This is a genomic window from Nocardia sp. CA-135398, from assembly GCF_050955845.1.
GTDB lineage: Bacteria > Actinomycetota > Actinomycetes > Mycobacteriales > Mycobacteriaceae > Nocardia.
The window spans coordinates 2,931,779-2,944,673 of sequence record NZ_CP192084.1 but is presented as its reverse complement, the minus strand read 5'-3'; the positions used below and the strand labels follow the sequence as shown (position 1 = coordinate 2,944,673).

Here is a 12,895-nt window from a genome sequence, read left to right as displayed (position 1 = left end):
TGCAAGCTCTGCCGTAACTGTGAGTTCGCTGTGTGGCGCGGCGTTCAATTCGTCGCGGCGGCGCCGGGCAGACGCACGGTGAATTCGGTGCGGCCGGGTGCACTGTCGACCGAGATATCGCCGCCGTGCGCCTTGACGACCGCCGCGACGATCGCCAGCCCGAGACCGGTACTGCCCGCCCGCCGCGACCGCGACGAGTCGCCGCGCGCGAAACGCTGAAAGACCATCGGCTGCAAGGCTTCCGGGATGCCGGGACCGTCGTCGGTGACCCGCCACACCGCTCCCCCGTCGCCGGTGAATTCGAGCGATGTGACCACCGTGGTGCCGGGACCGGTGTGGACGCGCGCATTGGTCAGCAGATTGGCGAGCACCTGATGCAACCGAGCCGCGTCACCGGCGGTCACCACCGGCTCGTCGGGCAGCTCCAGATCCCAGCGGTGTTCGGGACCGGCGATATGCGCGTCGCTCACCGCGTCCACCGTGAGCTGGGTCAGATCCACCGGCTCGTGCTCCAGCCCTCGTCCGGAATCCAATCGCGCGAGCAACAGCATGTCCTCGACCAAACCCGTCATCCGCCGAGATTCGGAGTCCACCCGACCCATCGCATACGCCACCTCGCCGGGCACCTCGGCCCGTTTGCGTTGCGCCAGTTCGGCATAGCCACGAATGGCGGCCAGTGGAGTGCGCAGCTCGTGACTGGCGTCGGCGAGGAATTGCCGGACCCGAGTCTCGCTGTCGTGCCGCGCCGACAACGCGCTGGTGATGTGATCGAGCATCCGGTTCACCGCCGAACCGAGCTGCCCGACCTCGGTGCGCGGATCGGCATCCGCGGCCGGAACCCGCACGGGCAGTACGACTTCCCCGCGATCCAGTTCCAGATCGGCCACCCGCGCGGCCGTCGCCGCGACCCGATCCAGCGGTGCGAGCGCGTGCCGGATGAGCCAGATGCCGACCGTGATCGCGATGATCGACACGATCGCGGTGACGATCCCCAAGATCAGCAGGACGCGCAGCAGAGTGGCGTCGACCGCGGTCAACGGCATTCCGGTGACAACGATTTCACCCGACCACGCCGTAGCCGCGACCACTCGATAGCGGCCCTGCCCGTCGAGCGCGACGTCGACCGGCTTCCCGTTCGCCGGCACCGCGGAAAGCTGCTGTTGCGCGGTATGCGAGAGCGAACGCTGTGTGCCGTCGGCGCCGATCCGGCCCGCCTTGGTGACAGTGCCCTGGTTCACGATCGCGCCGATCGTGTCGGGCTGGATGCCGCGCCGGTCCAGGAAGTCCGGTCCCGGACCGGAACCCGACGGCGGGGGTGGCGGTGGCGGCATCGACGGCTGACCGCTCGGTCGTGGCCCGAGGCTCGGACCGCCGCCGACATCACCGAGTGAGCGCTTCTGCACATCGATCAGTTCGGTGTCCAGCTGATGCACCAGGAACTGCCGCAATGCGAATTCGGTCGCCGCGCCGATGCCGACGACCACAATCACCAGCAACAGCACCTGCCCCACCAACAGGCGCGCCCGCAGCGACCAGCGCCGGGGCTTCCGCAGTCGGCGCACCAGCTCAGGGCGCGGGCTTGAGGACATATCCGGCGCCGCGCAGGGTGTGGATCATCGGTGCCCGTCCACTGTCGATTTTCTTGCGCAGATACGAGACGTACAGCTCGACGATGTTGGACCGGCCGCCGAAGTCGTAACTCCACACCCGATCCAGGATCTGCGCCTTACTCAACACCCGCTTGGGATTGCGCATGAAGAATCGCAGCAACTCGAATTCGGTGGAGGTCAGCACAATCAGCTCACCGGCCCGGATGACCTCGTGGCTGTCCTCGTCGAGCACCAGATCGCCGACCACCAACTGTGCGCCGCTGTCCTCGGTGGCCACGCCGGTGCGGCGCAACAGCGAACGCAGCCGCAGCACCACCTCTTCGATGCTGAAGGGTTTGGTGACGTAATCATCGCCGCCCGCGGTCAGCCCGGCGATGCGGTCCTCGACCGAATCCTTGGCGGTCAGCAAGAGCACCGGCAGATACGGCAGGTGCGCGCGCAACTTGTGCAGCACCTCGAGCCCGGTCATATCCGGCAGCATCACATCGAGCACCACCACATCGGGGCGTACCTCGCGCGCCTTCGCGACAGCCGTTCGACCATCGCCCGCTGTGGCGACCTCCCACCCCTCGTACCGCAGGGCCATCGACATCATGTCGGCAAGCACGGGCTCGTCATCGACGACCAGCACGGTGATGGGGCTGCCGTCGGCGCGGCGCATGACTACTCGTTCGGCCGGGCCGTTCCCGGCGCTCATCGCGGACATCGTCCTACCATGACCGCGAACGCTAGGGGGGAGCTGTGCCGAATCTTTGGGTCAGCTGTGAGCGGCACCCAGCCGATCCAGAACCAGCGCACAGCCCACGCCAAGGTAGGCGGACCAAGGTCGGATCCGAGCACTTATCCGGTCCGCACCGCAAGGAGCACCATGAGCCATCCCACTCAGCAGCCGCCATCGGAACCCGACACGGTCTGGGGCGCACCACAGCCCGCGCAGGCGGGCACCTGGTCCACCAAGAAGACCCTGGCCGCGGTCGGAATCGCCGGAGCGATCGCCGCGGCGGGCGGCGGCGCCATCTACGCGGCGTCATCCAATTCGAATAGCAGCCATGGGCCGGGTGGGCCCGGCGGCATCGGGATGTCGATGAACGGCGCGTCGGGTCGGTCCGGTCAAGCGGGTGGGCCCGGTTCCGGCAATGCGATGATTCCCGCTGCGCTACACGGGGAGTTCGTCGTCGCCGACGGCAATGGCGGCTACACCACCGAGCTGACCCAGACCGGCACCGTCACCGCCGTGAGCGCGACCTCCATCACCGCCACGAGCAGCGACAATTACACCCAGACCTACACCATCTCCGGCGCGACCAGCGCGTCGACGGTGCAGGCCGGGGATACGGTGAGCATTCGCGCCACCAAGGCCGATGGCACAGCCACGGCGACCTCGATCACCGCGGGCAATGCCGCCACGCCGGGTGGTATTAGCGGGGGTCCGGGTGCGATGAACGGCGGATCGGGTCAAATGAGCGGCGGGCCAGGCCAGTTCGGCGACGGTACGTCCGGGGCTGGCAGGGACGGCGGGCAGAGTCGAAGCGGGAACTGATCGGTTCATAGCTGGCACTTAACTTCCACCAACGATGGACAAATGTTGGGGCTCAACGATTCTCGGGGTCGACCGAACAAGTGGCCGACGGTTTCGGATCTGATCCGACAACAGGAGGAATGCAGATGAGTTTCACATCGAAGCTGGCAGTGACGGCAGCAGCCGGTGCCGTCGCGCTCGGCATGCTCGGCATCGGAGCCGGTGCGGCGAGCGCCGACGGACAACAGGGACCGGTGCCCGGACAGCAGTGCCAGCCTCCTGGCGATCACCCGCAGGGCCCGCCTCCTGGTGACCACCCGGATGGCCCGCCGCCCGGCGACCACCAGGGCCCGCCTCCTGGCGATCACCCGGATGGGCCGCCGCCCGGCGATCACCCGCAAGGTCCACCGCCGCAGTGCCAGTCCGCTCAGTAACCCCTCGCAGCCCAACACATCCCGATGATGTGAGCGCGGCGGTGGCCCCGACAGTCCACCGCCGCACTTCGTCGGCGTAGCCGCGTGATCGCAATGAATCGCCCGCACATCGAGCGCGACACCCACACCGCGCCCACCGGATCCGCAGTGGCGGCCCCGGATCAAGATCAGGTGGAACTGAGGGCGGTAGCTTCTCGACCGATGCCGCCATAGATTTCACCTGATCTTGATCGCGCCAGCGAGACGGTGCGTGGGGGTGAGTCGAAAGCCTTGTGAATCACAGCATTTCGAATCTTGCGGAGTGAAGTATGATGGCGCGGGTAGCCGCTGGAAGTTGCGGGCGGCGAAATCTTGTGCCAATCGACCGAGGTGGCGGATGTGGGTCTGAGTGGTAAGCGGTTCCTGGATGTGGCCGGGAGCCGGGAAGCGGCCGTGACGGTGCTGGCATCGATCACCGCGTTGTACTACCTGATCGTCGCGGTCACCAACTGTATCGATACCGATACCAACCGGCGCGGTGTGCAGGCGGTGCTGTCGATGCAAGCCACGATCCACCACTCCGGTGTCGACTGGCATGCCATCACCAACAGCACGGCCGTCCTTATCGCCTACATCCTCATTGTGACCTGGGAGTATCTGACCGGCTTCGTGCTGCTCGCGGGGGCAGCGACCGGCTGGTGGGCACTGTTCGGCCGGAACTCCGCCAGAACCGCACTCGCAGCGAAGTTGTCGAGTCTCGGCTGGACCATGGCCGTGCTGCTGTTCGCGGGCGGCTTCCTCACCATCGGCGGCGAATGGTTCCGGATGTGGGCGAATAAACAAGTGAACGCCACATCAGCGGCGCTGCAGAACTTCCTCATAGCCGCCGTCGGCCTCATCCTCGTGCACATGTCGAGCCGCTCCGAATCCCGAGAGAAGCCGTAGCAGAAGACCTTTCGCCTGCCCGCGAGCCGCACCTCAACCAGAGTAGGGGTAGCGGCGCATCCACTTGGTCATGATCCATTTTTCGCCGGACAGGACCGGCGCTCCGGCGTGCTTCGTGGCCGGGTCGAGCTGTCCGAGGTCGTTGAAGTATCGGAAATAGATCGCATGGCCTTTGCGCGGAGAAATCGAAATGCCTGCCTCAGGAAAGACAGTATCACCGCCGTCTTCGACGTCATTGAGGTAGACGACGAGAGTCGCCGTCCGCTGACCGCCGCGAGCGATATGCGCGATATGGCCGGGTTGGTCCGGCGGAAAGTAATCGAAATGGGAACGGTACTCGCCACCGGCCCCGTACCGCAGAATTTGCAGGCCCTCACCGTTTTCCAATGGCCAGTTCATCAGGGCGGAGATCCGCCGATCGAGTCGGTCGATCAATGGGGTTTCGGACAACTGAAAAGACGTGCTTTCGCTGGAGCGATTCCCAACTACCTCCGGACGCCCGGTGGCGGGATCGACGATCGTGGACCGCTGCAATTTACCTTCGGACAGCTCGATGACCTGATCACATTCTTCGTCGGAAAGCACGTTGGCGAACAGGATCAACTGCGGCTGCTCCACCCGCAATATCGAGTGGATCGCGCGGTCGTGCGCGTGAATAATTCGATCGGACGAAACGGGACAGGTGTCGTACTCGTAGCGCGTGGGGCCCGGAAGCTCTCCCGCCAGCAAAGCGCGTACGGCCGCCGCGGCGACATCCTTGTCGAAACCACCCCTGATCATCGATTCGACTACCGATTCGACAGAACAACCCCGTGCGAGATTTTCCTGTAACCAGTTCCGCCACGAAGCATCCATTGTCGTCGTCATATTCCCAGAGTTTATGCGCCGATATCCGCGGGCCGACTTTCCGCTGTTGGGAATTATGTCGGATGCGATGCGTCAGCGGCTCAGCACCGTGGTGTCGAAGAAATGCCGCGAGGCCCGGTACACGTGCCTGCCCATTTCGATCGGACGCCCGGAATCATCGAAGGCGACCCGCTGCATGGTCAGCAACGGCGCGTTCGTACGCTCGTCGAGCAGCCGCGCCTCGGTCCTGGTTGCGCCGCGCGCACCGATCCGCTGGCGCGCGAGTGCGATGTGAATTCCCTTGGCCCGCAGGCATTCATAGAATCCGTGCAGTTCGAGCTGGTCGGGGGCGGGGGCGAATTCGGCTGGCACGTAATTGGTCATGACGGCCAGCGGCTCACTCCCGGCGCGGCGCAGCCTGCGAAACGTGACGAAGCGGGCGTCCTCGGGCACGCCGAGTTCCTCGGCGATATCGGGATCCGGAGCGCCGAGCTGATAGTCGAGCAATTCGGTGGTCGGTTCCTGGCCAGCGGTGAGCAGGTCGTCGTACAGACTGGTCAATTCGACCGGGCGATGCACCTGATTCTGCACCACCTGGGTACCCACCCCACGTCTGCGCATCAACAGTCCTTTATCGACCAGACCCTGGATCGCCTGCCGCGTGGTGGGCCGGGACAGATTGAGCCGTTTGGCCAGGTCCAGCTCGTTCTCCAGGCGGTCTCCCGGGGCGAGCCGCCCTTCCAGGATGGCGTTCTCGATGCCCTGTGCCAGTTGGAAATACAGCGGGACCGGGCTGGTGCGGTCGATCGCGACATCCAGTGGCGCGGGCATCGTCGGCTCCTCGGGGCGAGCGGGCGCAGGTGAGCGCCGTTTCGTCCACTGTAAATCACACCGAGAAGGCTTGTTGCTTATGTCTGTAAGTCCATATGTCCTTACAAAGTCTTGACAAGTAGGTATGGCGCGCGCACAGTCTGGATACGCGGCGATGCCCATCCCCTAGGACCGAACCCTGGAGTCAGCCTGTGAATGCTCAATTCGAGGTCGTGTCGACCGGTCGGGTCGGTGTCGACATCTATCCACTCCAATCCGGAGTGGGGTTGGAGGATGTCGACACCTTCGGCAAGTTCCTGGGTGGCAGCGCCGCCAATGTGGCCGTCGCGGCGGCGCGGCTGGGTCGGCGCACCGCGCTGTGGTCCGGCGTCGGCGCCGATCCCTTCGGTCGGTATGTGCGGCGCGAACTGGTTCGGCTCGGCGTATCGGATGCCCTCGTGCAGACCACCGATCGCCTGCCGACCCCGGTGACCTTCTGCGAGATCTTCCCGCCGGACGATTTCCCGCTGTACTTCTACCGCGAACCCAGCGCACCGGACCTGCAGATCACCGGCGGCCAGGTGGATCCAGACATCATCCGCGGCGCGGGCGTGTACTGGTCGACGGTCACCGGATTGTCCCAAGAGCCCTCTCGTGCAGCGCATTTCGATGCCTGGTCGATCCGGGAACGGCGGCCGCTGACCGTACTCGACCTGGACTACCGGCCGATGTTCTGGGCCGGGGAGAACGAGGCCCGCACACACGTGCGCGAGGCACTGACCCAGGTGACGGTGGCGGTCGGCAACCGCGAGGAATGCCGCATCGCCGTCGACGAGACCGACCCGCATCGTGCCGCCGACGCGCTATTGGACCTGGGTGTCGAACTTGCCATCGTCAAACTGGGGCCGGATGGCGTGCTCGGTAAGACTCGCCACGAATCGGTGGTGGTGCCACCGGCCACCGTCGAGGTGGTCAATGGCCTCGGTGCGGGCGATGCCTTCGGCGGCAGCCTGTGTCACGGCCTGCTGGCCGGATGGGACCTGGAGACCATCCTGCGCCGCGCCAATGCCGCCGGTGCCATTGTGGCCGCCCGGCTCGAATGCTCCACCGCCATGCCGACCAGCGCCGAAATCGACGATCTCGTCGCGCTGTCATTGATTGGAAAGGCCCGGAAATGAAGGTAGCCTCGCGCGGCGGGCCCGAATCGACCTCGGCACCAACGGGGGTGCGGCTGTCCTATGCCGAGCTGACCGAGTTGCGTGCGGATGACCCCGCCGCCATCGCCAGAGCTTTCGCCACCCGAACCCGCCGCGGTCTGGTGCGCGGCGACGGGCGGTTGATGATCATCGCCGCCGACCATCCGGCTCGCGGCGCGCTGTCGGCGTCGGGCAACCCTTTCGCCATGAACAGCCGCAGGGAACTGCTGGACCGGTTGGTGACGGCTTTGGCCCGGCCGGGCGTGGACGGCGTGCTCGGCACCGCGGACATCATCGAGGATCTGCTACTGCTCGGGGCGCTCGAGGACAAGGTCGTCTTCAGCTCGATGAACCGCGGCGGCATCGCAGGCGCGGATTTCGAACTCGACGATCGGATGACCGGATATACCGCGCGCGCGACCGCCGCGGCCGGGCTGAACGGCGCGAAGATGCTCAACCGGTTCGATCTCACCGATCCCGGCACCCTGTCGATGATGACCGCGAGCGCAGCCGCCATCGATGAACTCGCCGAGCTCGGTTTGACCGCATTGCTCGAGCCGTTCATCTCGCACCGACCCGCCGGGCCGGGAACCCAGGTGGTCAACGATCTGTCACCGGATGCGGTCATCAAGAGTGTGCATCTGGCGCAGGGGTTGGGCTCCACCTCGGCCTACACCTGGTTGAAGCTGCCCGTTGTCGCGGAGATGGAGCGGGTCATGGATGCCACCACCCTGCCCACCCTGTTGCTCGGCGGGGATCCGCAGACCGGTCCCGATGAAACCTACGCACGATGGGCGAAAGCCCTTGCGCTGCCGGGTGTTCGGGGCCTCATCGTGGGCCGTGCGCTGCTGTATCCGCCGAACGACGATGTCGCGAGTGCGGTCGATACGGCCGTATCGCTGGTGCGGTGAGCGCGATGCACAGCAAGCATTACGTACCCGCCGCCCGTACCTACCGCGCGCCGTACACGGTGGCGCTCACCCAGGAGGCGGCCGGGTGGGATCACGCCAGCCTGCACGTCATCGAGCTCGCGCCGGGGCAGTCGCATCGCACACATAGCCGTTCCGAGGAGATCGTCGTGGTGCCGCTATCCGGATCGTGCACCGTGGCCAGTGCTGGCGAGACGTACGAATTAGCCGGGCGCAATAGCGTTTTCGACGGCCCGACCGATTTCGCATACATCGGAAGGGACCGCTCCTACACCGTAACCAGTACGGGCGGTGGACGATTCGCACTCGGCGGCGCCCGCGCCCAGCGGCAGCTGCCGCTGCGCTATGTGCCCGCGGCCGATGTGGCGGTGGAGTTGCGCGGTGCGGGCAATTGCAGTCGCCAGGTGCACAATTTCGCGACGGCGGACGCCTTCGAGGCCGATTCGATCATCGCCTGCGAGGTGATCACGCCAGGCGGCAACTGGTCGTCGTATCCGGCGCACAAACACGACGAACTGTCCGATACCGAGACCCCGCTCGAGGAGATCTACTACTTCGAATTCGCCCGTGGCGCAGACGATTCGCCCGGCTTCGGGTACCACCGCGTGTACGGGACGCCGGAGCGACCGATCGATGTGCTCGAGGAGGTCCGGGACGGCGATGTGGTGCTGGTGCCACACGGCTATCACGGCCCGTCCATCGCTGCGCCCGGCTATCACATGTACTACCTGAACATCATGGCCGGTCCCGGGCCGGAGCGGGCCTGGCGGATCAGCGACGACCCGGCGCAGACGTGGCTGCGCGGCACCTGGGCCGATATGGATATCGACCCGCGACTTCCCGTGGGCGCGAAGGAGACTCGGCCGTAAGTCCGCGCCGATCAACTGCGCCATCGAGTTCTCAGTGCGGGGAAGAGCCCGTTCCTGACCGATGACGCACAATCTGTCCTGGCTCGCAATGGGCTGCTCTTCTTGCACCCCAACGCTTTTGCTCGGCACCGAGCGGGCAACGAGTGCGGAAACGACTCCAGGACAGGAGATGTCGTGACGACCATCGAGCGGGACGCGCTTTCGGACAAATACCGCAAGTTCCGGGTCGAGAACTTCCCGCAAACCGATTTGGCCGGTTACCTGCCGGTCGACGGCGTCGAGGTCAAATTTCTCGACGGATGCAATCGGTCGTGCATCTTCTGCGTGAACGAGGACTACATCGGGAAACGGTTGAACCCGTTGGATACCGGGCGCTTCACACAGTCACTGTTCGACTGGATCGACTCGCCCACCGAGCCGGAACGCCCCGAGGCGGTCTACGGCACCGGGGGTGAGCCCCTGATGGCGCTGGATCTCGTCGAGGAGGTCTTCCGACCGCTCGGCGAACGCGGCATCACCACGCGCCTGGTGACCAATGGCACGCTGCTGGACGAGAAGCGAATCGCCCGACTGGTCGATATGAAGTTGTCCGGGGTGAAGGTCACCTACAACACCGCCGATGCCGCTCGCTTGGCCGCCCTGATGAAGGGCTCGAAATACGGTGACGCCGAACTGATCCTGCGCAATATCCGGCTGGCCAAGGCGGCCGGACTGTGGGTGTTCATCCGAATCGGGCTCGGCAAGCACAACTTCGACGAGGCACCGCGGATCTATCGCATCATGCGCGAGATCGGCGTCGATGTCGTGCAGATCAAGCCGTGGATTCCGTCCGGACTCGCGGCGGCCAATCAGACCGAGCTGAGCCTGAGTCCGAAAGTGCTGTTCGATCGGTTCACCGGAATCATGGAAGAGTTGTACGACGAGATCCAGCAACCCGGTGGTCCGGAGGTGACCGTCTCCTGCTATCCGCCCGCGCGAAATCTGGGATTCACGGTCAAGGATTGCGCCAATGTGGCCAAGATCTACTGTGAGCCCTGCGGCCATGCGCTGGTGTGCAATTTCTCCGACGAGTACCTCGGCAGCTGGTTTCCCGAGGACGGCGGTCTGCTCGCGTGCGTGCAACGCCGCCGCGAGTTGTATCCGAAGATCATGGACGCCAACGGTGTCGCGTCGTGTCCGGCGCGGCTGAACTGGTCGTCCCCGACCGCGGTGGTGAACCCCGCGCCCGAGTGGAAGCCCGCGTCGCTATTGCCGCTCGCTGTCGTCAAAGCCGAATGAGTCCGCAGCGGATCTTGCTCCTCTCGCGCAAACCGCTCATCGAACGCCCGCTACACGAGTGGCTCGCCGAGGTCGTGACCGACACCGTTCTCATCACCGTGCCGGGGGCGTTGGCTGATGTCGGCGCGGACGTGCCGGGGCGGTTTCGGGACTGCCGGACCGTAACGGATTACCAATCGTGGTTTACGGAGTGGACGGCCGAATGCGCGGCGCGCGAACACCGTGTCGGTCTCGTAGCCAGTTCGAGTGAGGACGATGTGCTGCGCAGTGCACGACTGCGCGACCGGCTCGGATTGCCAGGGCAGACAATGGCATCCGCGCTCGCCTACCGCGACAAGCTGATCATGAAAAATACGGCCGGAGTGCAGGTCCCTCGGCTGCGGGCGATCGATGGGCCGACCGACCTGATCGAGTTCATCGAGGAGGTAGCACTTCCCGTCGTCGTGAAACCGCGGCGCGGCTCCGCATCCATCGGTGTGCGCATCCTGCGCGACGAAGCGGATGTCACCGCATTCCTGACCGCGGGCGAATTGCCCGCCGCGCCACAGCGTTCGGGACGGTGGATCGCCGAGGAATACATCGACGGCGATTTCTTCCATGTGGACGGCGTCATAGCCGACGCGGCGGTGGTGCACTGCTGGCCCAGCCAGTACAACAGCGGCAATGCCGAAGCGGCACAGAGGGAGTCCGAGTTGTCCAGCGTACTGCTCGCCGCTGATGACCCGAGAACCATTCTGCTGCAACGCTTTGCCGCCGATGTCCACCGCACACTTCCGACACCCTCCTTCCCGACGAGCTTCCACCTGGAGGCATGGATACCGGCGCACGGCAGGCCGGTGCTGTGCGAGGTCGCCTCCCGAACCGGCGGCGCCCTCATCGCCCGCACCTATCGGGAAGCGTTCGGTGTTCATCTGTCCCGGGAGAATCTGCGCGGGCAGTGCGGACTCGGCCTCGAACTGAGGCATCAACCCACCGCCCCCCGGCGCCAGGGTGGCTGGGTACTCTTCCCGCCGGGACATGGCCGATTCGAGCCGCCAACGGGTGCCTGTCCGGTTCCTGGGACCGAGATCGAATTACACATGCCCGCAGGCACTTTCGCGCACGGACCCGAGTTCGCCGCGCATTCGGCCGCGGCGGTCGAGGTGCATGCCGACACCGCCGAACAGGTGCGGGAGCGAATCCGGGAGACCACGCGCTGGTGGAGCGAGGAGGTCCGGTGGGTGAATTGACCCGCGAGCGCTCGCGGCGGGTGGCGGTGCTGTCGAAGAAGCCGCTGACTACACATCGCTACGATCGTTGGCTATCGGAATTCGGCATCCAGACAACACTTTTCGCGGAAGACACCGCTGCCAGTCGCGCCTTTCTTGCTGGCGCACACCAATACTCGACCTCGCGCCTCTTTCCGGACTGGAAGCGCAACCGAGCTGTCGATCAAGCGGTGGCGGCCGCACATGCCGACGAGCCCTTCGACCGGATCATCGCGCTGAGCGAATGCGATCTCGTCCGAGCCGCCGAACTTCGCGACCACCTCGATATTCCGGGGCAGACCCTGGCATCGGCCACCGCGTTTCGGAACAAATCCGTCATGAAATCACTGGCAGGCGGGGCCGGGCTGGGTATTCCGGAGCACCGGCTCGTCGACTCGGTTTCCACCCTGATGGACTTCGCGGACAGCCACCCCGACGGTGTCGTGGTCAAACCGGTCGACGGGTCGGGTTCGGTCGGCGTCGTCGTGCTGCACGATCGGGCTGAGATCGAGTCCTGGGTGCGAGACCGCGCGCTGTCGTGTGACGACCCCACCGATTACCTCGTCGAGGAATGGGTTGCGGCACCGATGCTTTCGGTGGACGGATTGATGCGAGCCGGACAGGTCCGGGCCGTGATGGTCGGGGCATACACCCGGACCTGCCTGCACTCGCTCGTCGAGCTGGCGCCGCATGGCATTCTGCTGCTCGACGCCGACGATCCGCGCGTCACGGCGGCCCGCGATTACCTCACCCGGCTGCTGCGCGCAGTGCCCGCCCCGGCGGAGACCATGAGTTTTCATTGCGAGCTCTTCGATCACCCGGGCCATGGCCCGATGCTCTGCGAGATCGCCTGCCGCACGGGTGGCGGCAATCTGAACCTGATCGCTTGCGAAGCACTCGGTATCGATCTGGAATGGGCATCCTGCCTGGGGCAGGCTGGCATCGAGGTAGCGATCGAACGGACACTGCCCGAATCCGGCCGCTGCTATGGGGATATCGTGGTGCCGCGGTCCCCGCGATCGCTTCCCGCTGGTCTGCGCTGCGATTTGCCCGGCGTCGTGCGCTTCCACCGGGATGACCGCCCCGGACGGGCCGCGAAGGTGTCGGATTATGTGATCGATGCGCTGCTCGCGAGCGACGACCACATCGGTGTGCGACGGGTCTACGACTCGGTCATCGCATGGCTGGACGAGCACACGCTATCCGAACCCGCGACGGTAAGGCGCTGACCCG

General features: G+C 65.5%; 13 protein-coding genes. 9 read left to right on the top strand and 4 right to left on the bottom strand.

Going from position 1 to position 12,895, the window contains the following annotated elements:
* Window positions 1-44 precede the first annotated feature (44 nt).
* Complete coding sequence (locus ACQP1T_RS12850; RefSeq protein WP_433760203.1) at window positions 45-1,589, bottom strand: sensor histidine kinase; 1,545 nt, start codon at window positions 1,587-1,589, stop codon at window positions 45-47.
* The gene (locus tag ACQP1T_RS12845; RefSeq protein ID WP_433762179.1) at window positions 1,567-2,271 is read right to left on the bottom strand and encodes a response regulator transcription factor; all 705 of its coding nucleotides are present in this window, start codon (window positions 2,269-2,271) and stop codon (window positions 1,567-1,569) included. The genes ACQP1T_RS12850 and ACQP1T_RS12845 overlap by 23 nt, the downstream gene beginning before the upstream one ends.
* Window positions 2,272-2,478: 207 nt before the next feature.
* On the opposite strand from ACQP1T_RS12845, the gene ACQP1T_RS12840 reads away from it, so the two are divergent.
* The 3 genes from ACQP1T_RS12840 to ACQP1T_RS12830 all read left to right on the top strand — a co-directional run bounded on the left by ACQP1T_RS12840 (window position 2,479) and on the right by ACQP1T_RS12830 (window position 4,487).
* The gene (locus ACQP1T_RS12840; RefSeq protein WP_433760202.1) at window positions 2,479-3,150 is read left to right on the top strand and encodes a hypothetical protein; all 672 of its coding nucleotides are present in this window, start codon (window positions 2,479-2,481) and stop codon (window positions 3,148-3,150) included.
* A gap of 125 nt (window positions 3,151-3,275) precedes the next feature.
* Window positions 3,276-3,563: a hypothetical protein gene (locus ACQP1T_RS12835; protein ID WP_433760201.1), complete on the top strand. Its 288-nt coding sequence runs from the start codon at window positions 3,276-3,278 to the stop codon at window positions 3,561-3,563.
* 378 nt (window positions 3,564-3,941) lie between these two features.
* Window positions 3,942-4,487, top strand: coding sequence for a DUF2165 domain-containing protein (locus ACQP1T_RS12830; protein ID WP_433760200.1), 546 nt, complete (start codon window positions 3,942-3,944; stop codon window positions 4,485-4,487).
* A gap of 33 nt (window positions 4,488-4,520) precedes the next feature.
* On the opposite strand, the gene ACQP1T_RS12825 is transcribed toward ACQP1T_RS12830, so the two are convergent.
* Both ACQP1T_RS12825 and ACQP1T_RS12820 read right to left on the bottom strand, forming a co-directional pair.
* On the bottom strand, window positions 4,521-5,354 hold the full coding sequence (locus ACQP1T_RS12825) for a 2OG-Fe(II) oxygenase (RefSeq protein WP_433760199.1): 834 nt from the start codon (window positions 5,352-5,354) through the stop codon (window positions 4,521-4,523).
* Window positions 5,355-5,426: 72 nt separating this feature from the next.
* Window positions 5,427-6,164, bottom strand: coding sequence for a GntR family transcriptional regulator (locus ACQP1T_RS12820; RefSeq protein WP_433760198.1), 738 nt, complete (start codon window positions 6,162-6,164; stop codon window positions 5,427-5,429).
* A 191-nt stretch (window positions 6,165-6,355) separates the two neighbouring features.
* Here ACQP1T_RS12820 and iolC point away from each other — a divergent pair, with 191 nt between their 5' ends.
* The 6 genes from iolC to ACQP1T_RS12790 all read left to right on the top strand — a co-directional run bounded on the left by iolC (window position 6,356) and on the right by ACQP1T_RS12790 (window position 12,891).
* A complete protein-coding gene (gene iolC / locus ACQP1T_RS12815) occupies window positions 6,356-7,321 on the top strand; it encodes a 5-dehydro-2-deoxygluconokinase (protein WP_433760197.1) in 966 nt (321 codons plus the stop codon).
* Window positions 7,318-8,250, top strand: coding sequence for a Cgl0159 family (beta/alpha)8-fold protein (locus tag ACQP1T_RS12810; protein ID WP_433760195.1), 933 nt, complete (start codon window positions 7,318-7,320; stop codon window positions 8,248-8,250). Before iolC ends, ACQP1T_RS12810 begins: the two co-directional genes overlap by 4 nt.
* 5 nt (window positions 8,251-8,255) lie before the next feature.
* Window positions 8,256-9,137, top strand: coding sequence for a 5-deoxy-glucuronate isomerase (gene iolB, locus ACQP1T_RS12805; RefSeq protein ID WP_433760194.1), 882 nt, complete (start codon window positions 8,256-8,258; stop codon window positions 9,135-9,137).
* A 174-nt stretch (window positions 9,138-9,311) separates the two neighbouring features.
* Window positions 9,312-10,415 carry a radical SAM protein gene (locus ACQP1T_RS12800; RefSeq protein WP_433760192.1) on the top strand — a complete coding sequence of 368 codons (1,104 nt, stop codon included), beginning with the start codon at window positions 9,312-9,314 and terminating at the stop codon, window positions 10,413-10,415.
* Window positions 10,412-11,644, top strand: a complete 1,233-nt coding sequence (locus ACQP1T_RS12795) for an ATP-grasp domain-containing protein (RefSeq protein WP_433760190.1) — start codon at window positions 10,412-10,414, stop codon at window positions 11,642-11,644. The genes ACQP1T_RS12800 and ACQP1T_RS12795 overlap by 4 nt, the downstream gene beginning before the upstream one ends.
* Window positions 11,632-12,891, top strand: a complete 1,260-nt coding sequence (locus tag ACQP1T_RS12790; protein WP_433760189.1) for an ATP-grasp domain-containing protein — start codon at window positions 11,632-11,634, stop codon at window positions 12,889-12,891. The genes ACQP1T_RS12795 and ACQP1T_RS12790 overlap by 13 nt, the downstream gene beginning before the upstream one ends.
* Window positions 12,892-12,895 lie beyond the last annotated feature (4 nt).

Excerpts from the sequence above, each read along its gene's own strand:
- ACQP1T_RS12835 (WP_433760201.1), top strand. The coding sequence starts at position 3,276 with ATGAGTTTCACATCGAAGCTGGCAGTGACGGCAGCAGCCGGTGCCGTC.
- ACQP1T_RS12845 (WP_433762179.1), bottom strand. The coding sequence starts at position 2,271 with ATGCGCCGCGCCGACGGCAGCCCCATCACCGTGCTGGTCGTCGATGAC.
- ACQP1T_RS12820 (WP_433760198.1), bottom strand. The coding sequence starts at position 6,164 with ATGCCCGCGCCACTGGATGTCGCGATCGACCGCACCAGCCCGGTCCCG.
- ACQP1T_RS12850 (WP_433760203.1), bottom strand. The coding sequence starts at position 1,589 with ATGTCCTCAAGCCCGCGCCCTGAGCTGGTGCGCCGACTGCGGAAGCCC.
- iolB (WP_433760194.1), top strand. The coding sequence starts at position 8,256 with ATGCACAGCAAGCATTACGTACCCGCCGCCCGTACCTACCGCGCGCCG.
- ACQP1T_RS12825 (WP_433760199.1), bottom strand. The coding sequence starts at position 5,354 with ATGACGACGACAATGGATGCTTCGTGGCGGAACTGGTTACAGGAAAAT.
- ACQP1T_RS12795 (WP_433760190.1), top strand. The coding sequence starts at position 10,412 with ATGAGTCCGCAGCGGATCTTGCTCCTCTCGCGCAAACCGCTCATCGAA.
- ACQP1T_RS12810 (WP_433760195.1), top strand. The coding sequence starts at position 7,318 with ATGAAGGTAGCCTCGCGCGGCGGGCCCGAATCGACCTCGGCACCAACG.
- ACQP1T_RS12840 (WP_433760202.1), top strand. The coding sequence starts at position 2,479 with ATGAGCCATCCCACTCAGCAGCCGCCATCGGAACCCGACACGGTCTGG.